Source organism: Hoeflea sp. YIM 152468, from assembly GCF_029210485.1.
In the GTDB taxonomy this organism is placed as follows: domain Bacteria; phylum Pseudomonadota; class Alphaproteobacteria; order Rhizobiales; family Rhizobiaceae; genus Hoeflea.
On the sequence record NZ_JARGET010000031.1, the window covers coordinates 39503 to 64711 of the forward strand.

At 59.5% G+C, this 25209-nt stretch carries 23 protein-coding genes, 1 tRNA gene and 1 pseudogene; 16 read left to right on the forward strand and 9 right to left on the reverse strand.

Annotation, left to right across the window (positions count from 1 at the left end; genetic code table 11):
• Positions 1 to 81: 81 nt before the first annotated feature.
• Complete coding sequence (locus tag PZ897_RS17050) at positions 82 to 1800, forward strand: peptidoglycan DD-metalloendopeptidase family protein (protein WP_275753730.1); 1719 nt, start codon at positions 82 to 84, stop codon at positions 1798 to 1800.
• Positions 1801 to 1884: 84 nt separating this feature from the next.
• Here the strand turns inward: PZ897_RS17050 and PZ897_RS17055 are convergent, their stop codons facing one another.
• A complete protein-coding gene (locus PZ897_RS17055; RefSeq protein ID WP_275753732.1) occupies positions 1885 to 2754 on the reverse strand; it encodes an ATP-binding protein in 870 nt (289 codons plus the stop codon).
• A gap of 204 nt (positions 2755 to 2958) precedes the next feature.
• On the opposite strand from PZ897_RS17055, the gene yajC reads away from it, so the two are divergent.
• The 6 genes from yajC (at position 2959) to PZ897_RS17085 (ending at position 8789) form a co-directional block, all read left to right on the forward strand.
• Positions 2959 to 3288 carry a preprotein translocase subunit YajC gene (gene yajC, locus PZ897_RS17060; RefSeq protein ID WP_275753733.1) on the forward strand — a complete coding sequence of 110 codons (330 nt, stop codon included), beginning with the start codon at positions 2959 to 2961 and terminating at the stop codon, positions 3286 to 3288.
• Positions 3289 to 3384: 96 nt separating this feature from the next.
• Positions 3385 to 5955, forward strand: coding sequence for a protein translocase subunit SecDF (gene secDF, locus PZ897_RS17065; protein ID WP_275753735.1), 2571 nt, complete (start codon positions 3385 to 3387; stop codon positions 5953 to 5955).
• Between the two features lie 3 nt (positions 5956 to 5958).
• Positions 5959 to 6345, forward strand: a complete 387-nt coding sequence (locus tag PZ897_RS17070) for an Mth938-like domain-containing protein (protein WP_275753737.1) — start codon at positions 5959 to 5961, stop codon at positions 6343 to 6345.
• Between the two features lie 5 nt (positions 6346 to 6350).
• Complete coding sequence (locus tag PZ897_RS17075) at positions 6351 to 7226, forward strand: phytoene/squalene synthase family protein (protein ID WP_275753794.1); 876 nt, start codon at positions 6351 to 6353, stop codon at positions 7224 to 7226.
• A 140-nt stretch (positions 7227 to 7366) separates the two neighbouring features.
• The gene (locus tag PZ897_RS17080; protein WP_275753739.1) at positions 7367 to 7825 is read left to right on the forward strand and encodes a hypothetical protein; all 459 of its coding nucleotides are present in this window, start codon (positions 7367 to 7369) and stop codon (positions 7823 to 7825) included.
• Positions 7818 to 8789: a sterol desaturase family protein gene (locus tag PZ897_RS17085; protein WP_275753740.1), complete on the forward strand. Its 972-nt coding sequence runs from the start codon at positions 7818 to 7820 to the stop codon at positions 8787 to 8789. Before PZ897_RS17080 ends, PZ897_RS17085 begins: the two co-directional genes overlap by 8 nt.
• Before the next feature lie 52 nt (positions 8790 to 8841).
• Here the strand turns inward: PZ897_RS17085 and trmFO are convergent, their stop codons facing one another.
• The 3 genes from trmFO to PZ897_RS17100 all read right to left on the reverse strand — a co-directional run bounded on the left by trmFO (position 8842) and on the right by PZ897_RS17100 (position 10990).
• Positions 8842 to 10278, reverse strand: coding sequence for a methylenetetrahydrofolate--tRNA-(uracil(54)-C(5))-methyltransferase (FADH(2)-oxidizing) TrmFO (gene trmFO, locus PZ897_RS17090; protein WP_275753742.1), 1437 nt, complete (start codon positions 10276 to 10278; stop codon positions 8842 to 8844).
• 110 nt (positions 10279 to 10388) lie between these two features.
• Entirely contained in the window at positions 10389 to 10535 is a 147-nt protein-coding gene (locus PZ897_RS17095; protein ID WP_275753744.1) for a DUF1127 domain-containing protein, read from the reverse strand.
• Between the two features lie 311 nt (positions 10536 to 10846).
• Positions 10847 to 10990 carry a DUF1127 domain-containing protein gene (locus PZ897_RS17100; protein ID WP_275753796.1) on the reverse strand — a complete coding sequence of 48 codons (144 nt, stop codon included), beginning with the start codon at positions 10988 to 10990 and terminating at the stop codon, positions 10847 to 10849.
• A 471-nt stretch (positions 10991 to 11461) separates the two neighbouring features.
• Between PZ897_RS17100 and dctP the strand changes: the two genes are divergently transcribed.
• Genes dctP through PZ897_RS17115 form a run of 3 tightly spaced genes read left to right on the forward strand, consistent with a single transcriptional unit; the run spans position 11462 to position 14293 of the window.
• Positions 11462 to 12418: a TRAP transporter substrate-binding protein DctP gene (gene dctP, locus PZ897_RS17105; protein ID WP_275753745.1), complete on the forward strand. Its 957-nt coding sequence runs from the start codon at positions 11462 to 11464 to the stop codon at positions 12416 to 12418.
• Between the two features lie 48 nt (positions 12419 to 12466).
• Positions 12467 to 12967, forward strand: coding sequence for a TRAP transporter small permease (locus tag PZ897_RS17110; RefSeq protein ID WP_275753747.1), 501 nt, complete (start codon positions 12467 to 12469; stop codon positions 12965 to 12967).
• A gap of 9 nt (positions 12968 to 12976) precedes the next feature.
• Complete coding sequence (locus tag PZ897_RS17115; protein WP_275753749.1) at positions 12977 to 14293, forward strand: TRAP transporter large permease; 1317 nt, start codon at positions 12977 to 12979, stop codon at positions 14291 to 14293.
• Between the two features lie 461 nt (positions 14294 to 14754).
• Here PZ897_RS17115 and PZ897_RS17120 read toward each other — a convergent pair whose 3' ends face one another.
• Positions 14755 to 14895: a DUF1127 domain-containing protein gene (locus tag PZ897_RS17120; protein WP_275753751.1), complete on the reverse strand. Its 141-nt coding sequence runs from the start codon at positions 14893 to 14895 to the stop codon at positions 14755 to 14757.
• 261 nt (positions 14896 to 15156) lie between these two features.
• Between PZ897_RS17120 and PZ897_RS17125 the strand changes: the two genes are divergently transcribed.
• The 4 genes from PZ897_RS17125 (at position 15157) to tig (ending at position 18717) form a co-directional block, all read left to right on the forward strand.
• A complete protein-coding gene (locus PZ897_RS17125) occupies positions 15157 to 16269 on the forward strand; it encodes a DUF2157 domain-containing protein (protein WP_275753752.1) in 1113 nt (370 codons plus the stop codon).
• On the forward strand, positions 16266 to 16877 hold the full coding sequence (locus PZ897_RS17130; RefSeq protein WP_275753754.1) for a GDYXXLXY domain-containing protein: 612 nt from the start codon (positions 16266 to 16268) through the stop codon (positions 16875 to 16877). The genes PZ897_RS17125 and PZ897_RS17130 overlap by 4 nt, the downstream gene beginning before the upstream one ends.
• 149 nt (positions 16878 to 17026) lie before the next feature.
• Positions 17027 to 17110: transfer RNA gene (locus tag PZ897_RS17135), tRNA-Leu, on the forward strand.
• Between the two features lie 182 nt (positions 17111 to 17292).
• Positions 17293 to 18717: a trigger factor gene (gene tig, locus PZ897_RS17140; RefSeq protein ID WP_275753798.1), complete on the forward strand. Its 1425-nt coding sequence runs from the start codon at positions 17293 to 17295 to the stop codon at positions 18715 to 18717.
• A 122-nt stretch (positions 18718 to 18839) separates the two neighbouring features.
• Here the strand turns inward: tig and radC are convergent.
• The 4 genes and pseudogenes from radC to phaC all read right to left on the reverse strand — a co-directional run.
• Positions 18840 to 19505: pseudogene (radC, locus tag PZ897_RS17145) on the reverse strand (DNA repair protein RadC); the annotation flags it as partial.
• A gap of 194 nt (positions 19506 to 19699) precedes the next feature.
• Entirely contained in the window at positions 19700 to 20527 is an 828-nt protein-coding gene (gene map, locus PZ897_RS17150) for a type I methionyl aminopeptidase (protein WP_275753758.1), read from the reverse strand.
• Between the two features lie 47 nt (positions 20528 to 20574).
• Positions 20575 to 21297 carry a DNA/RNA nuclease SfsA gene (sfsA, locus tag PZ897_RS17155; protein WP_275753800.1) on the reverse strand — a complete coding sequence of 241 codons (723 nt, stop codon included), beginning with the start codon at positions 21295 to 21297 and terminating at the stop codon, positions 20575 to 20577.
• Positions 21298 to 21381: 84 nt separating this feature from the next.
• A complete protein-coding gene (phaC, locus tag PZ897_RS17160) occupies positions 21382 to 23217 on the reverse strand; it encodes a class I poly(R)-hydroxyalkanoic acid synthase (RefSeq protein WP_275753759.1) in 1836 nt (611 codons plus the stop codon).
• 169 nt (positions 23218 to 23386) lie between these two features.
• Between phaC and PZ897_RS17165 the strand changes: the two genes are divergently transcribed.
• Entirely contained in the window at positions 23387 to 23833 is a 447-nt protein-coding gene (locus PZ897_RS17165) for a hypothetical protein (RefSeq protein ID WP_275753761.1), read from the forward strand.
• A gap of 79 nt (positions 23834 to 23912) precedes the next feature.
• A complete protein-coding gene (locus PZ897_RS17170) occupies positions 23913 to 25133 on the forward strand; it encodes an LL-diaminopimelate aminotransferase (RefSeq protein ID WP_275753763.1) in 1221 nt (406 codons plus the stop codon).
• Positions 25134 to 25209 lie beyond the last annotated feature (76 nt).

Sequence of the window (25209 nt, forward strand, 5' to 3'; positions counted from 1 at the left end):
CGAATCCAACGACCTTAACTGATGAGTAACACTAACGCGCTTTAATCATCAGCATTGGTTTTGCGTTGATTGGGTAGTGTTATGCGTCTCAGACAGACAGTCGTTCCCGGTGCCTCGGTGACCCGTTTGCTCGGTGTTGCGCTCTTGGCAGGTTCCGCCGCCGCATGCAGTTCGGATTCGAGCCGCTTTGCGTATCGCGACACGGATCAGTTGCTGACGGCGTCGGTGCCGCAGCCGTCTTCGACGACGCTGGCGCCGATGGCAAGTGTCGGCGGTGCTTCGGGCGCGCAAGGCGCCTATCCGCAAGCCAATTCCTACCCGCAGACTGGTCAGTCAAGCTTTCCGCAGGCACCATCAGCGGTCTCCCAGGCATTCCCGGGCGATTATCGGTCGCCGGTGCAACCCGGCTATGATCCAACCTCAACAGGGTCTATTCCCGGCTCGGCGGCACGCTCGGCAGCCTCTTCGGATCTGATCACAGGTGGCGTGCAGCGCAGTTCTGTTGTAACGCGCCAGCTTGCGCCGGCTGAACCGTCGGTGCCGACACCAGCCAAATTGGCGAGCAGCGCCACGCAAGAGACCTTTGCTGCCCCTCAAGCCCAGGCTTTCCCGGACCGGCCGCAGCAGCTTTCATCAAGCGTCCCGGTGAGCCCTCGTTATGAAGGCAGCAAGGATACGATCCTGGCGCCGGACCCGATCGTCACCGGTACCGCATCACAGGATGCGGGCTGGACAACGACGGGTGGAACTCGCATTGCGCTGGGTGAGGGCGAGACCATCTACAACCTGTCCAAGCGCTATGGCGTGCCGGCCAGTGAAATCATGAAGGCCAACGGCATTACGGATGCTTCGCGTGTGAATGCAGGACGGCAATTGCTGATCCCGGTTTATGTCTATTCGCGTCAGGCGCCTGTTTCTGCACCGGACAGCAATCCGAACACCCGGGCTGCCAACGCCGGAACAGGTTTGCGCGGCGAAGCCAGGCAGACTGATCTTCCCGTGCCTGCGCCGGCGCCTGACCGCGATGTGGCCGTGCTGCCAAACCCGCCATCGTTGCGCAATCCGGGAAGTGATGCTGCAACAACCGTGACCGAGAGTGCGGCAAGGTCAGACAGCAACGCCAATGCGGACGGCGTTTACGTGGTCAAGGGCGGCGACACATTGAGCCGAATCGCCCAGACTCATGGCGTCAGCGTTGACGCGCTGAAGTCCGCCAATCAGCTGTCGGGGGCCACTATCCGGATCGGTCAGACGCTTTCAATCCCCGCTCCGAAAGCGTCTCGGATCGACAAGACGACAACAACCGCGTCAGTGCAGCCTTCGGACAGGCCCAAGAGCTACACGCCTCCGGTCTCCGCTGCCGGTGACAGCGTCGGGGCAAAGACCAAGGGTGACATGGCAGCGATTGCGCCTGCGGCCACCGGCATCGACAAATTCCGCTGGCCGGCCCGCGGTCAGGTGATCACCGGATTTGCCAAGTCCGAGAACGGCAAGCGCAATGACGGCATTGACATTTCCATGCCGACAGGAACGCCGATCAAGGCCGCGGAGAATGGTGTGGTGATCTATTCCGGTGACGGGCTGAAGGAATACGGCAAGACCGTTCTGATCCGGCACGATGATGGGCTGGTGACAGTTTATGCCCATGCCGACAAGCTCAACGTCAACCGTGGCGACAAGGTGGTGCGTGGTCAGGTGATCGCCAATTCCGGCATGACCGGAGGGGCCAGGACCCCGCGACTGCATTTCGAGGTGCGGAAGAATGCGTCGCCGGTCGATCCTGTACAATATCTCGAGTAAACGCCCCTCCAGGTGAAAAGCGAAAAAGGTCGGCACTGATGTGGCCGACCTTTTTTGGTCCTGATGGCAGGGCTCACAAGGTTCCTAAAGCGATTTGCCGCTGCGCCCTGCCAGGTCCTGTATGAATTGCCAGGCCACGCGTCCGGACCGGGCTCCGCGGGTGGTGGCCCATTCAAGCGCCTCCGCGCGCAATGTGTCAGGATCAATGCCGAGGGCGAAATGCTCGGCATATCCGGAAACCATCTCGAGATATTCATCCTGACTGCATTTGTGGAACCCCAACCACAAGCCGAAGCGGTCGGAGAGGGAAACCTTTTCTTCCACCGTTTCGCCGGGATTGATCGCGGTCGAGCGCTCATTCTCGATCATGTCGCGTGGCAGCAGATGCCTGCGGTTTGAGGTGGCATAGAGCAGAACATTCTCAGGCCGGCCTTCAATGCCGCCATCAAGGGCGGCCTTGAGGGACTTGTAAGCGGTGTCGCCATGGTCGAATGACAGATCATCGCAAAACAGGATGAAACGGGCAGGGACCGGGCGCAGCAGAGCCATCAGCTCGGGCAGGGTGTTGATATCCTCGCGATGAATTTCGATCAGCTTTAGCGGAACCTGGATATCCGGTTCGGCAGCCAGCGTTGCATGCGCGGATTTGACCAGGGATGACTTGCCCATCCCGCGCGCGCCCCACAACAGCACATTGTTGGCCGGCAGGCCGAGCGCAAAACGCCGGGTGTTGTCGACCAGGATGTCGCGAACATGGTCGACGCCCTTGATCAGGCCGATGTCAATCCGGTTGGGTCTGGCAACCGGGGCCAGATGGTGTGCCTCCGGATTCCAGACGAAGCACTCGGCCGCATCAAAATCGTTTTCCGTGCGAGGTGCGGGGGCCAGTGATTCCACGGCGCGGGAGAGGCGGGCGAGTTCACTGAGGATCTGGTGGCTGGTTTCATCTTGCATGCGATTGTCCGGGGTCTGTTGGGGTGGCAATGGTGGATGGGGAGCGGGTAGCATGGCACCAAGGTGCCGAAAAGCTGTTTTGAACCGGTATTCGCGGCATCAGGCGCCATGTTTGCGTTGCAATCGCCTGTCTTGCCACTATATTCCGCTCGACTGCTGGGGCCCCATAGAGGGGCTCCACGCTTTTTCTTCAAGGAGTTTTTCATGTTTGTTACCCCGGCCTATGCCCAGTCTGCACTCGGCGGCGGCGGCAGCGAGATCCTGATGTCGATCCTGCCGTTCCTTCTCATCTTCGTGATCATGTATTTTCTCATCATCCGTCCGCAGCGGCTTCAGATGAAGAAACGCACGGAAATGCTCAACAATGTCCGTCGGGGTGACCAGGTCGTGACCGGCGGTGGCATGATTGCCAAGGTCACCAAGGTGATAGATGATGCCGAGCTGGAAGTCGAGATTGCCGATGGCGTCAAGGTTCGTCTGGTCCGCAGTCTGATCGCCGATGTCCGGGTCAAGGGCGAGCCGGTCAAGGAATAGCCGCAAATCGTGGACAGGAAACTGACCCTGTTCACGTTGTCATGCCGGTCGATTTGTCTCACCCTATGTCATCCCAGAGGATGAACCGAGAGCACCATGCTTTATTTCTCCCGTTGGAAAACAACCCTGATCTGGCTTGCCGTGCTGGCCAGTGTGGTGTTCGCCTTCCCCAATCTCCTGAGCCAGCAGCAGGCTGAGAGTCTGCCCGACTGGGCGCCGTCGAAGAAGCTCACGCTCGGGCTGGATTTGCAGGGCGGTTCCTACATGCTGCTGCAGGTGGAACGTCAGGACATTATCAAGGACAGGTTGACCACAACCGTCGACGATGTGCGGCGGATTTTGCGCGAGGCGGGGATCGGTTACACGGGACTTTCGGGCACCGGGCAGATGGTTCAGGTCCGAATCCGGGATGATGCCCGCATCGAGGAAGCCAAGCAGGTGCTTGCGGAGTTGTCCGAACCGGTCAATTCCGGGCTGTTTGGCGGCGGAATCGTGTCCGAGGCGACAATCGAGGAGACCCAGCCGGGTCAATTGCGGATTTTGCTGACCGACGACGGCATAACCTACCGGATATCGTCGGCGGTGACGCAGTCGATTGAAGTGGTGCGCAAGCGGATCGATGAGCTGGGGACAACCGAGCCTGTGATTCAGCGTCAGGGCGCAGACCGGATCCTGGTACAGGTTCCCGGACTTGAAGACCCGGAACGGCTGAAAAGCCTGCTCAACCAGACCGCCAAGCTGGCGTTCCGGATGGTGGACAGCTCGATGCCGGTTCAGGAAGCAATTCAGGGGCGTCCGCCGGCCAATTCCGAAGTTCTCTATTCGACCGATGATCCGCCCGTGCCCTATCTTATTGCGCGTTCGGTTCTGGTGTCGGGTGAAAATCTCGTGGATGCCCAGGCAGGCTATGACCAGCGCACCAATGAACCGATTGTCAGCTTCCGGTTTGATTCCAAGGGCGGACAGCGGTTTGGCCAGGCCACCACACAGAATGTCGGCCTGCCGTTTGCGATCGTGCTCGATGAGCAGGTGATTTCCGCACCGGTGATCCGCGAGCCGATTCTGGGCGGCACGGGTCAGATCTCCGGCAATTTCGACGTTCAGAGCGCCAATGATCTGGCGATTTTGCTGCGCGCCGGTGCTCTGCCTGCCACGCTGACGGTGATTGAAGAACGTACCGTCGGCCCGGGTCTGGGTGCGGACTCCGTCGCCGCCGGCGAGATTGCCGGCATCATTGGCGCGGTCCTGGTGCTGGCCTTCATGTTCGTTGCCTACGGCATGCTGGGTTTCATCGCCAATCTGGCGCTGATTGCCAACGTCACCATGATCATCGCGATCCTGACTCTGTTGGGGGCGACGCTGACCTTGCCGGGGATTGCCGGTATCGTGCTGACAGTCGGCATGGCGGTTGATTCGAACGTGCTGATCTATGAGCGTATCCGCGAGGAACACAGGGCCGGGCGATCGCTGATACAGGCAATCGACGCCGGCTTCAGCAAAGCCTTCGCCACAATCCTTGACGCCAACGTCACCACGCTGATTGCCGCGATCATCCTGTTCTATCTCGGGACCGGACCCGTGCGCGGTTTTGCCGTGACGCTCGCTGTGGGTATTGTCACGACGGTGTTCACCGCCTTCACCCTGACGCGCTGGCTGGTGGCCGAGTGGGTGCGCCGCAGGCGGCCCAAGCTCATGCCGAAGGGTGCGCTTGATGCAATCGTGCGGGACTTCAGCTTCCGTTTCATGAAGATCCGCCGCTTCACCTTCGTCCTCTCTGCGGTTGTGTCGGTGGCAGCGATGGTTTTGTTTGCCACGGTCAACATGAATTACGGCATCGATTTCAAAGGCGGATCGATGATCGAGGTCCAGGCCAAGGACGGCAATGCGGATGTCGGCGACATCCGGGCACGGCTTTCCGAGCTCAATCTTGGTGACATCCAGGCGCAGGAATTCGGATCGCCGCGAGAGGTGCTGATTCGGGTGCAGGCGCAGGGCGGCGGGGAAAACGCCGAACAAACCGTCATCACCCTGGTGCGGAGCGAACTGGAGACCGATTACGACATCCGCCGGGTCGAGGTTGTCGGTCCGACAGTTTCGGGTGAGCTGGCACAGGCCGGTACCATTGCCGTGATCGCATCATTGCTGGCGATCCTGGTCTACATCTGGTTCCGCTTCGAGTGGCAATTCGCACTGGGTGCGATTATCGCAACGGTGCACGATGTGGTGCTGACCATCGGGATTTTCGTTGTTTCCGGCATCGAGTTCAACCTGTCGAGTATCGCCGCGGTGCTGACAATTGTCGGGTATTCGCTCAACGATACGGTGGTGGTCTATGACCGGGTCCGCGAAAATCTCAGACGCTACAAGAAGATGCCGCTGACCGCTCTGCTGGATCAATCGATCAACCAGATGCTGCCGCGCACCATTCTGACATCGGTGACGACGCTGCTGGCGCTTCTTGCCCTGTTCATCTTTGGTGGCGAGGTCATCCAGTCCTTCACCTTCGCGATGATCTTCGGGGTGGTGGTCGGCACCTATTCGTCGATCTTCATTGCGGCGCCGGTGCTGATCCTGTTCAAGCTCCGGGCGGACACGTTCCGCGTCGGGCTCGACAACAAGGTCGAGGCGGACATGGAAGCGGAAGCCGCGGACAAGAGCACGGCCTGAGCCATGGCGAAGGGCATCGAAATTCGAGCGGCGCATTTTCCCGGACGTGCGCCGATCGACGCTTACGGCAATGGCGGCTTCCGCTTTGCCGACATGTCGCATCGCGGGTCCATCCTGTGTCTGCCTTCGGGCATTCACGGCTGGGACGTGCAAGGTGATCAGCCGCTGACGCTGGATTTGTTCGCAAAGGTTCTGGCCGAGGCGGAGGACATCGAGGTTCTGCTGGTCGGCACCGGCCTGTCAATCCGGCCGCTGCCGGCGGAACTCAAGGCCGCGTTGCGGGCGGCTGGCATTTCCTCCGATCCGATGAGTTCGGGTGCAGCGGTCCGGACCTATAATGTGATGCTTGCTGAATCGCGTGCGGTTGCTGCCGCGATGATCGCCGTGTGAACGGGATGGCAGAGGAAGCCACCGGGGACGCGCTGAGGCCGGATGAGCGCAAAGACTTGCTCGCACGCTTGCGCGAGACCGACATCGACCGCTACCTGGCGCTGTTGCTGATGCCTGACGCGGTCCGCGATGATCTTCTGGTGCTGATGCTGTTTAACGCCGAGATCGCGGCCATCCGCGACCGGATCCGTGACCCGTTGCCGGGCGAGATCAGGCTTCAATGGTGGCGCGATGTACTCGCCGGCGAGCGGGGCAGTGAGGCGCAGGCCCACCCGGTGGCGGCACACTTGCTTGCCATGGCTGCACGCCGGTCCATGCCTGTGGCGCCGTTGATTGCCATGTGCGAGGCGCGGATCTTCGATCTCTATGATGACCCGATGCCCGATCGGTCAAGCTACGAGGGCTATGCCGGCGAAACCGCATCGGCGATTCTGCAGATGTCGAGCTTCCTGATTGATCCTGTGGCGTCAACCGATACCGCCACCGCGAGCGGCCATGCCGGTGTGGCGCAGGCGGTTGCAGGGCATTTGCTGATGCTGCCGATGTCACGGGCAAGAGGCCAGGTGTTCGTTCCCGGCGATCTGCTCGCAGCAACCGGGCTTGACCGGGAGGCATTTCTCGCTGGCGACAACAAGGCCGCTGTCACGAACGCCGTCCGGGCCTTTGCCGGGTTCGGGCGGGATCATTTGCACAAGGCGCGTCTGGCTCTGTCGAAGATGCCCGGGACTGCGTTTCCGGCCTTTTTGCCCGTATCCCTGGTTGCACCGGTGCTTCGTCGAGCGGAGAAAATCGGGGCGGGCTGTCTGGAATCACCGATTCGCCTGCCTCAATGGCGACGGCAGTTGCTTTTGTGGTGGGCAGCGCAGCGCGGCCGGATCTGAGACGACCCTTTCATCTGAATATATGCTGCCGGTAGGCGGGAAAGAGGGCCGCGCCACCTGGTGGCTTGCACACCGAGAGATTGCGGGACATAGTCTGCGCATATTGACGCGGTCTGGCGCTCAGTCTGTCGGAGGGATGCATGAGCCTTGGAGCCTTGATAGTTGTTGTCGCCTGTGGCGTCCTGCTGGTCATCAGCGCGGTTCACTATTTTGGCGGTTCGAGAATCGCGGCCACGCGCGACCATGGCGAGGTCATTCTTGAATTCGCGCGGGCCTATCCGGGCGAAGCGATCCGCTCGGTGACGATGACCGAAGACAGGCAGGCGAGCTTTCTCAGACTGGCCGATGGCAAGACCGGTTTTCTGCAGACAATGGGCCGCCACCATGTCGCGCGATTGATCCTGCCTGGCGAGGTGACGGTGCTGCCGCTCGAGGGGCAGCCGGGCTTTCATGTCAAATTCCACGATTCGACGCTGAAAGGCGGCAATTACATATTTGCGTCCACCGAGGATGCTGCCGAGGTGTCGCTGTGGCTGTGCGGCAATTTTGCCTTTGCTGCTCCGAAGATGGCTAGTTCAGGAGGCAATGAAGATGCCTGATCTCAAGGATTTTCCCGATGTCACGCAGATGGCGATTCCGTTTTTCGTGGCGGCCATCCTGCTGGAACTGTTTGTCATTCGCTATTTGAAACGGCGTGGTGATTACGAAACACGCGACACTGCGACCTCGTTGGTGATGGGGGTCGGAAACGTGGTATCCGGCCTGCTGCTCGGCTTTGTGGCGTTCGGTGTGCTGATGTGGGCCTGGCAGTACCGGCTTGTCGATCTTGGTACATCCTGGGCCGTGATCGTGCTTTGTTTCATTCTCGATGATTTGCGCTACTACTGGTACCACCGCATTGCGCATCGCTGCCGCTGGGTGTGGGCCGAACATGTCATTCACCATTCGTCGCAGCACTACAATCTGTCGACGGCGCTGCGCCAGAGCTGGACCGGCACATTCACCGGCATGTTCATCTTGAGGATACCCTTGGCGCTGATCGGGTTTCATCCGGTGCTGCTGCTGTTCGTGGGCGGTCTCAACCTCGTCTACCAGTTCTGGATTCACACCGAGGCGATCGGCAGAATGTGGCGGCCGATTGAATGGATCTTCAACACCCCCTCGCATCACCGGGTGCACCACGGCACCAATCCGCGGTATCTTGATGCCAATTATGCCGGGACCCTGATCATCTGGGACCGGATGTTCAACAGCTTTGTTCCCGAGCTTGATGAGGATTTGCCGCGCTACGGCATCGTCAGGAACATAGGCAGCTTCAATCCGATCAGGGTGGGGTTTCACGAATGGATCGACATGGGCCGTGATGCGATACAGCCCGGCCTGAGCATCAGGCAGAGGCTGGCTTATCTGTTCGCACCGCCTGGCTGGAGCCATGACGGGTCACGCAAAGGCTCAGCCGCGCTGAAGGCCGATTATGTGGCGCAGAACCCGGAGGCGGCCGGCATGCCCGGATTGCCGAACGCCGAGACAGGTGTCGAAAGCCCCGCGATCGCTGCTGAGTAACGGTCTGGTCGCCGAGTGAGCGCACCGTCGCGCTTGCGCCCCGACAGCGAGGCTACTCCGCCGCTTGCCGGACCTGCGAGGCTTCAAGCCAATGGGCGAAATCGGCAAGAGCCCGGCGGGCCATGGCCTGCTTCTTGGCTTTGGCCTTGTCCTTGCCGCGGAAGCGGCCGCCACCCTCGGGACGCACGATCGCGCCCGGCTCGAGCGGCGGAAACAGGCCGAAGTTGACATTCATGGGTTGGAACGAGCGCTTGCCGGGTTCATCATCATTGAGCAGATGGCCGCCGGTGATGTGGTTGAGCAGTGCCCCGAAGGCCGAGGTCAGCGGCGGCGGCGGCAGGGCTTCGCCCAGTCGCTCGGCGGCGGCGAACCGGCCGGCCAGCAACCCCATGGCGGCGCTTTCGACATAGCCTTCGCAGCCGGTGATCTGGCCGGCAAAGCGCAAGCCCGGACGGCTCTTGAGCTGCAGGGTGCCATCCAGAAAGCGCGGGGAATTGAGATAGGTGTTGCGGTGCAGACCGCCAAGCCGGGCAAATTCGGCATTCTGGAGCCCCGGAATCATGCGGATGATCTCAGCCTGGGCGCCGTATTTCAGTTTGGTCTGAAATCCGACCATGTTGTAGAGCGTGCCCAGTGCGTTGTCCTGGCGCAGTTGGACGACGGCGTAGGCCTTGATGTCGGGCTGATGCGCGTTGGTCAGGCCCATGGGCTTCAGTGGACCATAGCGCAAGGTTTCGCGGCCGCGTTCGGCCATGATCTCGATCGGCAGGCAGCCATCAAAATAGGGCGTGCCTTCCCATTCCTTGAAACCGGTGGTGTCGCCGGCGATCAGAGCATCGATGAAGGCGTCGTATTGCGGCTTGTCCATCGGGCAATTGATGTAGTCGCGGCCGGTGCCGCCCGGACCGACCTTGTCGTAACGGGACTGGAACCAGCAGATCGACATGTCGATCGACTCGGTGTGGATGATGGGTGCAATGGCATCGAAAAATGCCAGCGCATCCTGGCCGGTTTCAGCCGCGATTGCCTCGGCCAGACCGGGTGCGGTCAGCGGACCGGTGGCAATGATGGTCTGGTCCCATTGCGCCGGGGGAAGGCCGGTGACCTCCTCACGGGCGACAGAAATCAGCGGTTCGGCTTCAATCGCATCGGTGACGGCCTGGGCAAAACCCTCACGATCAACCGCCAGCGCACCGCCGGCCGGAATTTGGGTCCTGTCGGCGCAGTCCATGATCAGGGAGTTTGCCAATCGCATTTCCGCGTGAATGACGCCGACCGCGTTGTTTTCGGCATCATCGGACCGAAACGAGTTCGAGCAGACGAGCTCAGCCAGACTGTCGGTCTGGTGGGCCTCCGTGCCGCGCACAGGCCGCATTTCATGCAGAATTACCGGCAGGCCGCGCCGGGAGATCTGCCAGGCCGCCTCCGAGCCGGCAAGCCCGCCGCCGATGACGTGAATGGGAGCATGGGGAGAATGTGTCTTGGTCATGCGTTGGCTTACCACGGGCGGGTTGCGGTCTCAAAGATGTTTGTATCCGCCCTGCAAACGGAAACGGCGCCCCAGGGGGACGCCGTCGCAAACGGTCATTTGGAATGCGATCAGCGGGCCATGCGTCCGCGAGCTGCATTGTGGATATCGAAACGGGTCAGGCCGATGTCGGCCAGGGTTTCGTTGGAGAGATTGGCAAGCTGCTGAGCGGTCTGGCGGCTTTTCATCCAGCTGCGTGCTCTGGTGAGAATATTCATGGTCGTTTCCTCCGGTGTGCCCGGTCCGGGCGTGATCTGGGTTTCATCAATTTGATGCCCATAATATAGGCGATTGCTGCCTGATTGTGCAGCGCAATAACTGCAAGACTGATATGCGCGCCTGGTATGGCTTGATTCGCCTATATCGACATCTGCTGCAGGTGTGTTGCGCCGTGCGGGCTGGTGCCCCGAGGTCGGTGCGATGGGAGAGCCGCAGTTTGCATTGACGGTGGGCTCAAACAATAACAGCGCCCTGTTGCCGGGGCGCCGTTTTGATGTCCGGTCAGAAAACCGGGCAGGCATTGTTCAGATTAATTGCTGGGGCGGCGGGAAACAAACGGAATATCGCCGCGGGAAATGCCCAGGTCGTTGAGTTCGCGTTCTGACATGCGGGACAGCTCATTGACGGTGTTGCGATAGTCGCGCCAGTCTCTGTAAGCCTTGCGGAAGTTCATCATGGTGTTTTCCTTTCACTGTGGCGTCCGGCGTGATGGCCGGCTGCCGTGTTCCATTGCCCTCAATATAGGTCCGGCCGATCCAATTGTGCAGTGCGGAAGAACGCAATGGAGCCATGCATCCGATGCATTGCGGGTTAACGGCATGCCGCTTGTCGGTCACGCCCGCCAAACCCAACTGACGAGTGAAGGACCGGGTCAGGCCGCAGGGCACTGTCGGGCGGTCTGGCGACGGGTAGACGTTCACCCGCCTTGCCCGCACAATCGGTCACCGTTCAGGCGGCAGCAGAGGTCTTGCCATGGCCTTTTCTGGCGGCGCCGGGAGAGGTGGAACCTGAAGATGCTTGAGGATTAAAACATTTGCAATTCAGGTAATGTATGCATACACATATTAAATATGGCCATGTTTCCTCGGGATACCGGGCCATTTCGGTTTGTTTACATTCGAGCGCATATTTCTGGGAGGAAGTCATGTATTTACGTTCAATGGCAGCGGCTGCTGCAATTCTCGTCGCGTTTCCGGTCGCTGCCGAAGAGGTGGTGCTGCGCGGCGTTTCCGCATTCGGGCTCCAAACCAATTTTTCCCGTGATTTCGTCGCTTTCACCGAGTGGGTGAACGAGAACGGCAAGGGTGAGATTCAGATCGATCTGCTGGGTGGTCCTGAAGCTGTGCCGACGTTTGAACTTGGAAATGCGGTCCAGACCGGGGTCGTGGATATCGCCAACAACACCAGTGCATTTTATGGCAATCTGGTTCCGGCCGGTGACGCCTTGCATTTGGCGCAGAACACCATTCAGGATCAGCGCGCCAATGGCTGTTACGAGGCCATTGACCGCATTCACCAGGAGCAAATGAACGTCAAGTTCCTCGCCCGGACGGGTGATTACACGCCGTATCATCTGTACCTGACCAAGCCGATCGACACCCCGGACCTTACAGGGCTGACCTTGCGGACAACACCGGTGTATCGCGCCATGTTCGAGAAGCTGGGCGCCACCCTGGTGCAGACCGCTCCAGGAGAGGTCTACACGGCGCTGGAACGCGGCTCCATTGATGGCTACGGCTGGCCAAGCCAGGGCATTCTGGACCTGGGCTGGCATGAGAAGACAGCCTATCGTGTCGATCCGGGTTTTTATCAGGTCGACGTCAACTTCCTGGTCAATCTTGACACCTGGGGGACCCTCACCGACGCGCAAAAGGCGGTGCTGGAGCAGGGTGCAGCCTGGATAGAGGCGCGAAACCAGCTCAACATCGAGCGCAATGTGTCCGAGTTCAAGGCCCAGGCCGATGCGGGTATCGAAACCATCACCTTTGAGGGTGACGACGCAGCCAAATGGATCGATACCGCTCAAACCGAGGGCTGGGCGAAAGTGACCGAGATCGACGCTGCGCTTTCCGCTGAACTGCGTTCGTGCATGAGCAAGTAAGCCGAACGGGGGGCGGCGTTGCCGCTCCCCGCCACGATAGGTGCGGTGATGAAAAAACTTGATGCTTTTTTTGATGCGCTTCTGCTTTTCCTTGCGCGTCTTGCGGCGATCATTCTGGCTTCCATCGCTGTGGTTATCCCGGTGAACATGGCGCTCAAGAAACTGGGACTGCCGATGATCTATGGCGCGCTCGACGCCATCGAGTACGGACTTCTGGCCGCGACCTTTCTGGCCGCCCCGTGGGTCCTGTCGATCAATGGGCACGTTCAGGTAGACCTGGTCACCGAAGCGCTTTCCGCCCGCGCCCGGCGTGTCCTATCCATAGGGGCGTGGCTGGTGGCGGGAATCGTGTCCGCGGCTCTTGCCTGGTACGCGTTTGAGGCGCTGCAAGCCTCCTATCTCCGTGGCGCGACGATCCGAAAAGCCTTCGCAATCCCGGAATGGTGGACGCTGGTCATGCTGCCGGTTTGCCTGATCCTTTGCGCGATCGAGTTTGCGCGCAAAATTCTGCGTCCGTCACTGCCACCGGTTTCTAAAGCAGGGCTATAGGAAACAATCATGGATTGGGTGCTTACTCTCACACTTATGCTCGGTGGGCTGATGCTGCTTCTGCTGGCAGGCCTGCCGGTCGCATTTGCCTTCATCACAGTCACGATGGTGGGCGCGTTTGAAGTGTTGGGTGGCGAACGCGGTTTTGTGCAATTGGCCCGAAACGCAACCCAGACAGTGTCAAATTTCCAACTCGCGCCCATTCCCCTGTTCATTCTCATGGGGGAAATCCTTTTCCACTCCGGGGTCGCGCACCGCGCCATTGATGCGATCGAGCGGGTTGTCACCAGAGTTCCGGGCCGATTGTCGGTGGTGACCATTTTCGGGGGAACGGTGTTTGCAGCGCTTTCGGGTTCCACAATAGCCAACACTGCCATGCTGGGGTCGACCCTGCTGCCCGGCATGCTCAGGAAGGGCTACCATCCATCGCTCGCCATGGGGCCGATCATGGCCTCCGGCGCGATCGCGATGCTTATTCCCCCCTCGGCCCTTGCGGTGCTGGTCGGAAGCCTGGCCGGCATATCGATTTCCGGGCTGTTGATTGCCGGGGTCTTGCCTGCATTGGCTCTGGCAGTGCTCTTCGTTGTTTATGTCGTCATTCGCTGCATCGTGAATCCGGGGCTTGCGCCGACGGAAGATCTGCCGGACATCAGTCTGGCCGAGCGCTGGCGGCCGTTCTTCATCTATGTGCTGCCGCTGTCACTGATGTTTTTCGTTGTCATCGGATCGCTTCTCGCGGGAGTGGCCACGCCCACCGAATCGGCAGCCCTTGGCTGCATCGCGGCTGTGGTGCTGAGTTTGTGTTACCGCGCCTTAAGCTTCGAAAACATTCATCGCGCGCTCATGGAAACCGTCAAGCTTTCAGTGATGATCCTGTTCATCATTGCCGCCAGCCAGACATTTGCGCAGGTCTTGTCTTTCAGCGGTGCAACCGGCGGCTTCATCAAGATGGTGAATCTGATCGAACCGACGCCGACGATGGTCTTGATTGGTATGGTCCTCATCCTGTTGTTTTTGGGATGTTTCATTGATCAGGTCTCGATGCTGATGATTACCGTCCCGATCTTCGTTCCTCTCGCAGCAAATGCGCAGATCAATGAGTTGGTGCTTGGCGTCACCTATCTTCTCACCATGGAGATTGGTTTGCTGACGCCACCGTTCGGGCTGCTGCTTTTTGTCATGCGCGGGGTTGCGCCCGACACCATCAGCATGCGCAATATCTATGCCGCGGTAACCCCGTTTGTGTTCATCAAGCTGGCGGTATTGGCGCTCATCGTATGGCAACCGGCCTTCAGCACCTGGCTGCCCGATCAAATTTTCGATTAGACCGTGCCGCGAAGCGTAAGACGCAGTCTGCCGCAAGGAGTTTGTGGGCGGAGAAGGATTGTCGCAGGGCATGGTTTTGCGCGCCGGTGAAGACGATACCGTCATCCGGCCCTGGTCGGCAGCACATTTGAGCCATCAGAATCCGAATCCGTCCTGGTCGGCGCACGATGCTCTGTGTCCGGCTTCTCAAAAGGGCTGGCTCTTCTGCCTTGGCCGTCCGACACGTGCAGATCGCGGTCAAAGGCCCGCAGGGGGGAATGCAAGTGGACCGGGTCAACATCTTGCACGGAGATGGATGGGGCGCGTTGCCAGTTGGTTGGCTCAAACAAATAACGCCCACCGGGGGAGGAGGATCCGGTGGGCGTCATTTTAAATGACTGACGCTCGGGAGGAGGGTGAACGTCAGTCGCATCGAAGTGGCCATTGGGAGGAGGAGGTGGCCACTCCGAATTCCTTAAACTCTAGGAGGCGCGCCGCGCGACGAATGGAATGTCGCTGCGTGTCATGCCTATGTCGTTCAACTCGCGTTCGCTAAGCCTGTTAAGCTCGACGCAGGTCTCACGATATTTACGCCAGCTGGCGTAGGAGCGGATCAAATTCATGGATACTCTCCCTCTGTCCTGCTGTTTTCTGGTTCGCCACCGTGGCGTTCCGATGTTTTGAACATAGGGGGCTTTGCTCGATTTGTGCAGTGCAATATTCTCATGGAAGCTATTCGGCAATTGCATAGCTCAAGCCAAACTGCCTGAACTGAGTGCATGCAAAGGCAAAGCCGATGATTTCTGTCTCCTCATTTGGCGCAGGGTATGGGATAGAGAATGGTTCGGACCTCGTTGATGCCATTTTTTCGAAAGAATCACCTCATGTTCCGCAGATATTTGTGCCGCGAGATCGATCAATGGACCCAGGCCGGATTGTTGCAGCCAGGGCAGGGCGCCGAGTTGCTGGCGGATCACGACCGGCGGCACACCGGTTTCAAGCTCTCGAGTGTTCTCGCCATCCTCGCGGCTGTGCTGTTCGGGGCTGCGGTGATTGCCCTTGTTGCGGCCAATTGGGACGCGATAGCCCGCCCGCTCCGGGTCGGAATGATTTTCCTCTTCATCCTTTCGGGACTTTTCACCGCGGCTGTGGCCTTGCGCAGAGGCGCGGGATGGCTATCGGAGGCGGCTCTGGTGTTTGCGCTGCTGTGCCATGGTGCAGGCATCGCGCTCACGGGTCAGATGTACCATCTGAGCGGGGATGAAGCGGCGTTCATGTTGGTGTGGACGTCTGCTGCGCTGGTTGTATCGTTTTGCTTCCGTTCGCCAATGGCGGCGGTTGGAGCCGGACTCCTGGCATTCGGTTACCTGCTGGCGCAATCGGCAGCGTTCGGATCACGCGCGGCAGACGTGAGCGATGTAGCCGGGTATCTCACGGTTGTGGTCCTGGCCCTTGTTGTCGGTCTGGCGAGCTGGCGATCGCGCTCGACAGTGGCGGCTCACCTCTGCGCGTTGATCCTGATCGGCTGGGTCGTGTGGGTCGTGGATGACACAACGGATCTGGATCTTGGCTATGTGCTGGCTGCAATCGGCGCGGTAGCGTTTGGCATCGGCTCCCTGGGCGCTTCCCGGCTCGGGGGCGGGGTGGTGCGCCATGGAACCGTGTCAGCCTATGGGGCGGTTCTGTTTCTATCCGGGCTGATTGCGATTCAGGTAGAGCTTGCCGATCCCGGACTGGTCAGCGAAATTGTGCTTGCTGCGTTGGTCATGCTGGCCAGTGTCGCCATTGTTGCCGTCGCCGGTGGCGACAACCGCTTCATCCGCCGGTTTGCCTATTTCACCTTCGCCGGCGAAACCATTTATGTGGTTGGGGAAACCTTGGGCTCGCTGCTGGGAAGCGCCGGTTTTCTGTTTCTGGGCGGGCTGGTGCTGGCCGTTATCGCCTTTGCGGTGATGAAGATTGAAAAAAGGTTCAAGGCCGGGGAGGGCCGGTCATGACAGCCATCAGCCAGATGTTACGCCGAGACATCAACCCGTTCATCGCCGCAATGATCTGCGCGATTGTGCTGATCGGCATGCTCGGGGTGATGATTGGTGGCCGCGTCGCCATCCTGCGCAATGGCTTCGAGGTGGTGCTCAAGGCCGCGCCGGTTGATCCCAGGGATCTGATGCGGGGCGACTATGTCGAGCTGCGCTACGAAGACATCTCGATGGTCAATGGCGCGCTGCTGGCAGCGGATTGGCCAAAAGAGGACACCTATGCACAGCTCTGGCTGACGCTGGAGCGCAGCGGTGAAGATCGGCTGGGAAAACCTTCTGCACTCTCGCTGCGGCAACCAGACTATCGGCTTCCCGGTGCCGTCTATTTGAAAAGCAAGCCGGTGATGGTGTATGCGGATGACCGGGAGCGCGCCGGGGAGGTGATGTTCCCGCTCCGCTTCGGCATCGAGCGTTATTATGTGCCCGAAGGCGAAGGGCTGGAGATCGAGTCAGCCCGCAATGATGGCAGGACAACGGTTGCGGTGCGGATATCGCAGTCGGGCAAAGCACAAATCGCGCGTCTGATGATTGATGGGGAGACGCTCTATAGCGAGCCGCTGTACTGAAAAGAGCTCGCATTTTGCTCCGTCAGCGCGTTCTGGGCAAAAAGCCTCGGATGTGCGGTCATTTTTCCTTTGATCGTGACCGAACGGGTGATATAGAGCGACCGCGTTCAGGGTCGCCTCGCGCAAGCGTGGTTTTGCGGCCCTAAGAAGCGGGTATGGTGAAATGGTAGACACGCCAGATTTAGGTTCTGGTGCCGAGAGGCGTGGGAGTTCGAGTCTCTCTACCCGCACCAGTTTATAGTCCGGTCTGGCTGGCGCCGAGCGCACAGGACGACGGGGCGAGTACGAGAAGGCACCGAACCGGCTGTTCCGGTCTGGTGCCTTATATGAAGAATGCCGAAGCGACGCCGGAAAACCGGCCCAGTCGCGGGGCCAACCCGAACGGTCGCAGTCGCGAGGAAATGAAGGTTTGAACATGCAGGTTACCGAAACGCTTGCCGAAGGGCTGAAGCGCGAATTGAAGGTTGTCGTTCCCGCTGCGGACATGGCATCGCAGCTCAACGAGAAACTTGCCGAAGCCAAAAGCAAGATGCAGATCAAGGGCTTTCGCCCGGGCAAGGTGCCGATTTCGCATCTCAAGAAGGTCTATGGCAAATCGATGATGGCGCAGCTGGTCAATGAGATGATCCAGGAAAAGCCGACCTCGATCCTTTCCGAGCGTGGAGAAAAGGCTGCAACCCAGCCGGAGATTTCCATGACCGAGGACGAGAAGGAAGCTGATCAGATCCTCAACGGAGCAGCCGATTTCGAATTCACCATCGCTTATGAGGTGATCCCAGCCTTTGACGTGGCGGACATGTCGAGCATCAAGGTCGTCCGTGAAGTCGTCGATGTGCCGGCGGAAGAAGTCGAGGAGCAGGTGCTTCGGGTGGCGGAAAACAGCCGCACCTACGAGCCCAAGACCGGCAAGGCTGCCGACGGCGACAAGGTGACGATCGATTACCTGGGCAAGCTTGACGGCGAACCGTTCGAAGGTGGCGCGGATCAGGACGCTGAACTTGTCATCGGCTCGAACCGCTTCATCCCTGGCTTTGAAGAACAGCTCGTCGGCCTCAAGGAAGGCGACGAGAAGGTGATCAAGGTCACATTCCCGGAAGATTATCAGGCTGCCCATCTTGCCGGCAAGGAAGTGACTTTCGACATCACGGTCAAGGCCATTGCCGCGCCCGGTGAGCTTGAAATCAATGACGAACTGGCCAAGACACTGGGGCTTGATTCCGCCGACAAGCTGCGCGAAGTCGTCCAGTCGCAGATCGAAAGCCAGTATGGCCAGATCACCCGCCAGAAGCTCAAGCGGCAGATTCTCGATCAGCTGGATGAGGCGCACAAGTTCGAATCGCCTTCCAAACTGGTCGATGCGGAATTTGAAAGCATCTGGCGCCAGATCAACCAGGAACTGACCGACAACAACAAGACCTTCGAAGACGAAGACACAACCGAAGAGGCTGCGCGCGAAGAGTACCGCACGCTGGCCGAGCGCCGTGTCCGTCTCGGTCTCGTCCTGTCGAAGATCGGTGAAGAAGCCGGTATTCAGGTCAGCGACGAAGAACTGCAGCGTTCGCTGTTCGAGCAGGTTCGCAAGTTTCCGGGTCAGGAAAAGGAAATCTACGAGTATTTCCAGAAGACCCCAGGCGCCGTGGCCTCGTTGCGGGCTCCGATCTTTGAGGAAAAGACCGTTGACCACATGCTCACCATCATTGATGTGACGGACAAGCCGGTGAGCAAGGAAGAGCTGATGGCGGATGACGAGGCCGAGGCTTCCGACAAGCCCGAGCCGAAGAAGAAGAAGGCGCCAGTCAAGAAGAAAGCTGCAAAGAAGGACGATGCGGCTGCCGAATAAGGCATGCGCGCTTGATGAGATAACGCCGGGGCACTGCTCCGGCGTTTTTGATTCTGGAAGATGCGCTGGCCATGCGCCGCCGCAGTGCCGGCCTGGCTGATGCCCGGCCATCTCGCAAACCGTCAGATCAGCTTCAGGCCCTTGAGACTGGCATGGCCGTCCTTGCCGATTATGATGTGGTCATGCACGGTGATGCCCAGCGGCCGGGCGGTGTCGATGATCAGCTTGGTCATTTCAATGTCGGCGCGCGACGGGGTTGGGTCGCCCGATGGGTGATTATGTACCAGGATGATCGCCGTGGCGGAGAGTTCCAGAGCGCGCTTGACCACCTCGCGTGGATAGACAGGCGTGTGGTCCACGGTGCCGGTTTGCTGCACCTCATCGGCAATCAAGGCGTTCTTCTTGTCGAGAAACAGCACCCGGAACTGCTCCCGCGCCTCGAACGCCATGGCTGCACGGCAGTACTCGATCACCGAGGACCAGGACGCGAGAACCTGGCGAGCCTTGAGATCACTCTTGAGCATTCGCTGGGCGACCACGCCAATCAGTTTGAGATCGGTCGCGACGCTGCTGCCAACACCCTTGATCTCGGTCAACAAATGGGTGGGCGCACCAAGGGTTTCGGGAAGCGATCCGAATCTGGCGAGCAGAGCCTTGGCGATCGGTTTGGTGTCGCGCCGCGGGATCAGTCTGAACAACAGCAGTTCCAGTACTTCATAGTCTGCGAGCGCGCTGCCGCCGCTGTCGCGGAAGCGCTGGCGTAACCGGTCGCGGTGACCATGGTAGTGTTCGTCTGGACCGAGCGAGACATCGCGGGGTTCCGTTTCTAGCGCATGGCCCGAAGTTTTGGTCTGGCGGTTTTCCGCAAAGTAGCTGCGCTCATCCGGAGCCGCCGGATCCGGATCTTTCGGGGCGTTGCCTTCGTCATGCGCGCCATCGCCGGTCAGGCCTTGTTGTGTCTGACCTGGGCGATGGCGTGGTGTCATGCGGGTAAGCCAGGACGATCAAGGCCGGCAGGGGACAGGGTAAAGATCTCGCAGCCGGTTTCGGTGACGCCGACGGTGTGTTCGTATTGTGCGGTCAGCGAGCGGTCTCGCGTCACGGCCGTCCAGCCATCGGACAGTACCTTGACGTGCGGCCGGCCCAGATTGATCATTGGCTCGATGGTGAAGATCATGCCGGGGCGCATTTCCGGCCCCTCTTCGGCGCGGCCGTAATGCAGGATGTTGGGCGCATCATGAAACAGCTTGCCGACGCCGTGCCCGCAAAAGTCGCGGACCACCGAGCAGCGTTCGGATTCGGCATATTTCTGAATGGCTTCGCCAATGGCGCCGGTGCGCGCGCCGGGCTTGACAGCAGCGATGCCGAGCATCAGCGAGTTCTGGGTGATTTCGAGCAGCCGCTCGGCGGCACGTTTGATGTCTCCGACCGGATACATGCGGCTCGAATCGCCATGCCAGCCGTCCACCACGTAGGTCACGTCGATATTGATGATTTCGCCTTCACGCAGCGGCTTGTCGTTGGGAATGCCATGACAGACAACATGGTTGATCGAGGTGCAGCAGGATTTGGTGTAGCCGCGATAATTCAAAGTCGCGGGCAGAGCATTGTGGTCCATGCCGAATTCGAACACAAACTTGTCGATCTCGTTCGTGGTCACGCCGGGCGCTATGCGCGTGACCAGTTCGTCGAGGCACCGGGCGGTGAGCTGGCATGCCTTGCGCATGCCTTCAAAGCCGTCCGGGCCATAGAGCCGGATCTGACCGGTGTTTTTCATCGGGGCCGAACTGGCGTCAATGTAGGTAACCATGGCAGGCTCGCTTTGTCTTGCTCCGGCAGCTTACCACCGGCGCGTCATTACACTAGGCTGTTTAGACCGGATTCCTCAATGGTCACCGTCAATTCAGGGCTGATTTGCTCAGGCGTGATCTTGCACCGTATGGCGCAGGCTTCAACCCCGCGGCTCATTGCCCGATCGAAAGCGGCTGCATAGGCCGGGTCCCGATCGCGGCACAGGCTGAGCCGGTCGACATCATCCCGCTGGATCAGATAGACCATTATAGCCCGGTGTCCAGCCGCGACCATGTCACCGAGCTCCTCCAGGTGCTTGGCGCCGCGTGCGGTGACGCTGTCAGGAAACTCGGCAAGTCCGGGGCTGCGGCAAAAATGCACATTCTTGACTTCAACATAGGCGGTGCCCCTTTCGCGATCCTCAAGCAGGATATCAATGCGGGAGTTGACGCCATATTTCTGCTCGCGGCTGCGTTTTGCGTAAGCGCCGAGCGAGCCAAGCAAGCCCTGATCGATGGCTTCCTCCACCAGCCGGTTGGGGCGGCCGGTGTTGATGCCGACGAGTGTGCCGTCGGCCTCGACCAGCTCCAGGGCATGTGCATATTTGCGCGTGGCGGAGACATGGCTGGTCAGATAGCATTTCGAGCCAGGCGTGGTGAGGCCCCGCATCGAGCCGGTGTTGGGGCACGATCCGGTGATCAGCTCTCCGGATTCAAGCTCTGCATCAAACAGGAAGCGCTTGTAGCGGCGCAGCAGCGTTGCGGGGATCAGGGGCGGGTCGAATCTCATCAAGCGGGCGATAACAGGCTTTCCACTCCCTCGCAAACCCGCAGCGGCCGGTTAGCGTCGGCAAGGAGAGGCTGGCGGTGCCGGTCAGACCTTCACCCGGACATAAGACCCCGGCGCATCTTCGATCGGTTTGAGTTTTCTGCCACCCGGCTTGCGTGCCGGCACCTCTTCGTCGGAATGGGCGCGAATCCATTGATGCCAGTGCGGCCACCAGGACCCCGGCGTCTCCGTTGCGCCAGCCACCCAGTCTTCGAACTCCGCATTGAGCGGGCCGTCGGACCAGAACTGGTACTTGCCGGCCGCCGGCGGATTGACGACGCCGGCAATGTGGCCCGATCCGGCCATCACGTAAGTCACGTCACCGCCAAACAGCTTGCCGCCGATATAGGCCGAACGGGCAGGGGCGATATGATCTTCCCGGGCGGCGAGATTGTAGACCGGAACCTTGATGTCGCCGAGATTCAGGGTCTTGCCGGCGAGTTCCATCTTGCCCTGGGACAGATTGTTCTCGAGGTAGCAATTGCGCAGATAGTAGGAATGGTTGGCGGCCGGCATTCGGGTCGCATCCGAGTTCCAGTAGAGCAGGTCAAACGGCATCGGATCCTTGCCCTTGAGGTAGTTGTTGACGACATAGGGCCAGATCAGATCCGAGGCGCGCAGCATGTTGAAGGCCGTCGCCATTTTCGATCCGTCGAGATAGCCGTTCTTTTTCATGGCCGCTTCGATCGCGGCAATCTGCGCTTCATCGACAAACACCTTGAGGTCGCCGGCATAGGTGAAGTCAGTCTGGGTGGTGAAGAATGTGGCGGTGGCGATGCGGGCATCCTTCTCCTGGGCCTGCAGCGCCAGTGTCGCCGCCAGCAACGTACCGCCGACGCAGTAGCCGATGACGTTGACCTGACGCTCGTCTGTCGCCTTCTCGATGGTGTCGAGAGCAAACGAAATGCCCTCGCGCGAGTAGGCCTCCCAGCCCTTTTCGGCGTGCCGCTGATCCGGGTTGACCCAGGAGATGATGAACACCGTGTGGCCTTGCTCGACAGCCCATCTGATGAAGGATTTCTTCGGATTCAGATCAAGAACGTAGAACTTGTTGATCCAGGGCGGCACGATCAGCAGTGGCCGTTTGAGCACCGACTCGGTTGCGGGGGCATACTGGATGATCTGACAGATCTCGTTCTGGGCGACGACCTTGCCTGGCGAGACGGCGATGTTTTCGCCGACCTTGAATTTCGAGGCATCGGATTGCCGCAGTTTGAGTTCACCTTTGCCGGCTGCGATATCCTCGGCCAGCATATGCATGCCCTTGACGAGGTTTTCGCCGTTGGTGGCAACCATCTCCTTGTACAGTTCGGGATTGGTGGCAATGAAATTGGCCGGTGAAAGCGCACTGGTAATCTGGCGGACGTAAAAGGCTGCCTTGTGACGGGTATGGTCATCGAGGCCTTCACTCTCGTCGACGAGCTTGCTGGCCCAGTCCGACGTGATCAGATAGGCGTTTTTCAGGAACTCGAAAAACGGATTGTCGTCCCAATCGGGATCTGAAAACCGCTTGTCGCTGGTCTTGATCCTGGGGCTGTCGTCCTCACCGGACATGCGCTTGACCGATTCGCTCCACATGTCGAAATAGCCGGTCAGCAGACTTGTCTGGGCTTCGATGGCGCGCTTGGGATCGGAGAGCCAGTATTCGCCGACCTTGGAAAAGGTCTTGACCATGTCGGCCATTGGTTCGGAAACTGTGTCGGCGATTTCGCCTTTTTCGCGCGGTTCAATCCATGCCGAGGCGGCCTTGCCCAGCTCTTCGAGCATGCGCGCAACATTGCGGGCAAAAGCTTCGGGATTTTTGACAACATAGGCTTCGGCAGGTGAAGCATCGCCCTCGGAGTTCTTTTTCCCGGCCGTGCTCGTGCCTTTGTCTGCCATGTTGACGCCTCCTTGTACGTTCCCGAGCTTGCCACCAGCCCTTTTTCTGCCTTAAAACGGCTTTGTTACAGTGCTTGATGAGCCCTCCAAGCATGCATGCTTTCTTGATACGGACATTTGGTGTCCATGTCATGACCACCAGATGGTGGAGACCCGAATATAGGTAATCATGACAGATTTTGTTCGCTTGGCATATGTGACACTTGCCGCACTTTGGGTGGGGGGATGTCAAACCGCGTCGCTCGAGGATGCCGCGCCGCAGCCGGTTGCGGCACGTGCTGATGTTGCTGCTGACGATTCAAAAATTGTCCGGCGCAATCCGGGCGTTACGTCTCTCATTCCGATCGAGAAAACCGAACCGGTCGAGGCCAGGACATTTGTCGTGACAGGCGCCCAGAGATCCGGCGAATACCCGAAACTTGGGCGGCAGCCGCAAGCCGCCAACGCACAGCTTTCCAATGCCCAGATCCTTGCAGCCGAGATGGAAATGACGACATTGCTGAAAAGCCGGGCGTCGACACCCGATGCCAGGGCACAGTATGAACGCCGGCTTCGCGAATTGCGGGAATTGGCGGCAAGCCATGCCAGTGATACACAGCGGCAAATCGAGAACTAACTCTTGCCTTCGGGCCGGATTGGATGCAAACCCGTGATATCAGGGCGACACCGAGAAGCCCGTAGTTGTAGTGGATTCCATGGAAGAATTTCATAAAGTTCGCCGTCTTCCGCCCTATGTGTTCGAGCAGGTGAACCGTTTAAAAGCCTCGGCACGGGCGGGTGGCGCCGACATTATCGATTTGGGAATGGGCAACCCGGATCTGCCGACGCCCACAGCGATCGTCGACAAATTGTGCGAAGCTGTGAGAGACCCGCGCACCCACCGCTATTCGACGTCGCGAGGCATTCCCGGGCTGCGGCGGGCTCAGGCATTTTATTACCAGCGGCGGTTTGGGGTAAAACTCAATCCCGAGACCCAGGTTATTGCCACGCTTGGCTCGAAGGAAGGCTTTGCCAATATGGCCCAGGCGATCACAGCGCCCGGCGATGTGATCTTGTGCCCCAATCCGACCTACCCGATCCACGCCTTCGGTTTCATCATGTCGGGCGGCGTGATCCGCTCGCTTGACGTGGTGCCGGACGACAGTTTCTTTGCCGCACTTGAGCGGTCTGTGCGGCATTCGATCCCCAAGCCGCTGGCGCTGATACTCAACTACCCGTCCAACCCGACAAGCTATGTCGCCACGCTGGATTTCTACAAGGACGTCGTCGCCTTTGCCAGGAAGCACGACATTATCGTGTTGTCCGATCTGGCCTATTCGGAAATCTATTTTGACGATGTGCCGCCGCCGTCGGTGCTGCAGGTTGAAGGCGCCATGGATCTTTGCGTCGAGTTTACCTCGATGTCGAAGACATACTCGATGCCCGGCTGGCGGATGGGATTTGCCGTCGGCAATGAACGGTTGATTTCCGCGTTGACACGGGTCAAGTCCTACCTCGATTACGGCGCATTTACGCCGATTCAGGTTGCGGCGACCGCGGCTCTGAACAGTGATGGCGCCGAGATTGCCGAGGTGCGCTCAACCTACAAACGCCGCCGCGATGTGCTTGTCGACAGTTTCGGCAAGGCCGGCTGGGATGTGCCGCCGCCGGCGGCGACGATGTTTGCCTGGGCGCCGATTCCTCCGCAATTCAAGCACATGGGATCGTTGGAGTTTTCCAAGCTGTTGGTCGAACAGGCGGATGTTGCGGTTGCGCCCGGAATCGGATTCGGCGAGCATGGCGATGCCCATGTGCGTATTGCGCTGGTCGAAAACGAGCACCGGATTCGCCAGGCTGCGCGCAATATCAAGCGCTTCTTTGCCAATGCTGCCAATGATGGCGGCGACAAAGTGGTGTCTTTGCCCGTCCGGCGTTGACCGTCCGCTGTCCCGTCGGTAAACCCGCCCAGAGTTTCCCAAGTCCGTGCAGCGCTGCGGACGATCCGATACAGGT

Excerpts from the sequence above, each read along its gene's own strand:
- PZ897_RS17095 (WP_275753744.1), bottom strand. The coding sequence starts at position 10,535 with ATGAATATTCTCACCAGAGCACGCAGCTGGATGAAAAGCCGCCAGACC.
- PZ897_RS17125 (WP_275753752.1), top strand. The coding sequence starts at position 15,157 with ATGTTCCGCAGATATTTGTGCCGCGAGATCGATCAATGGACCCAGGCC.
- PZ897_RS17055 (WP_275753732.1), bottom strand. The coding sequence starts at position 2,754 with ATGCAAGATGAAACCAGCCACCAGATCCTCAGTGAACTCGCCCGCCTC.
- PZ897_RS17130 (WP_275753754.1), top strand. The coding sequence starts at position 16,266 with ATGACAGCCATCAGCCAGATGTTACGCCGAGACATCAACCCGTTCATC.
- tig (WP_275753798.1), top strand. The coding sequence starts at position 17,293 with ATGCAGGTTACCGAAACGCTTGCCGAAGGGCTGAAGCGCGAATTGAAG.
- PZ897_RS17115 (WP_275753749.1), top strand. The coding sequence starts at position 12,977 with ATGGATTGGGTGCTTACTCTCACACTTATGCTCGGTGGGCTGATGCTG.
- map (WP_275753758.1), bottom strand. The coding sequence starts at position 20,527 with ATGGTTACCTACATTGACGCCAGTTCGGCCCCGATGAAAAACACCGGT.
- PZ897_RS17110 (WP_275753747.1), top strand. The coding sequence starts at position 12,467 with ATGAAAAAACTTGATGCTTTTTTTGATGCGCTTCTGCTTTTCCTTGCG.
- PZ897_RS17070 (WP_275753737.1), top strand. The coding sequence starts at position 5,959 with ATGGCGAAGGGCATCGAAATTCGAGCGGCGCATTTTCCCGGACGTGCG.
- PZ897_RS17085 (WP_275753740.1), top strand. The coding sequence starts at position 7,818 with ATGCCTGATCTCAAGGATTTTCCCGATGTCACGCAGATGGCGATTCCG.
- PZ897_RS17050 (WP_275753730.1), top strand. The coding sequence starts at position 82 with ATGCGTCTCAGACAGACAGTCGTTCCCGGTGCCTCGGTGACCCGTTTG.
- PZ897_RS17165 (WP_275753761.1), top strand. The coding sequence starts at position 23,387 with ATGACAGATTTTGTTCGCTTGGCATATGTGACACTTGCCGCACTTTGG.
- PZ897_RS17075 (WP_275753794.1), top strand. The coding sequence starts at position 6,351 with ATGGCAGAGGAAGCCACCGGGGACGCGCTGAGGCCGGATGAGCGCAAA.
- sfsA (WP_275753800.1), bottom strand. The coding sequence starts at position 21,297 with ATGAGATTCGACCCGCCCCTGATCCCCGCAACGCTGCTGCGCCGCTAC.
- dctP (WP_275753745.1), top strand. The coding sequence starts at position 11,462 with ATGTATTTACGTTCAATGGCAGCGGCTGCTGCAATTCTCGTCGCGTTT.
- PZ897_RS17080 (WP_275753739.1), top strand. The coding sequence starts at position 7,367 with ATGAGCCTTGGAGCCTTGATAGTTGTTGTCGCCTGTGGCGTCCTGCTG.
- PZ897_RS17100 (WP_275753796.1), bottom strand. The coding sequence starts at position 10,990 with ATGAACTTCCGCAAGGCTTACAGAGACTGGCGCGACTATCGCAACACC.
- phaC (WP_275753759.1), bottom strand. The coding sequence starts at position 23,217 with ATGGCAGACAAAGGCACGAGCACGGCCGGGAAAAAGAACTCCGAGGGC.
- secDF (WP_275753735.1), top strand. The coding sequence starts at position 3,385 with ATGCTTTATTTCTCCCGTTGGAAAACAACCCTGATCTGGCTTGCCGTG.
- yajC (WP_275753733.1), top strand. The coding sequence starts at position 2,959 with ATGTTTGTTACCCCGGCCTATGCCCAGTCTGCACTCGGCGGCGGCGGC.
- PZ897_RS17120 (WP_275753751.1), bottom strand. The coding sequence starts at position 14,895 with ATGAATTTGATCCGCTCCTACGCCAGCTGGCGTAAATATCGTGAGACC.
- trmFO (WP_275753742.1), bottom strand. The coding sequence starts at position 10,278 with ATGACCAAGACACATTCTCCCCATGCTCCCATTCACGTCATCGGCGGC.
- PZ897_RS17170 (WP_275753763.1), top strand. The coding sequence starts at position 23,913 with ATGGAAGAATTTCATAAAGTTCGCCGTCTTCCGCCCTATGTGTTCGAG.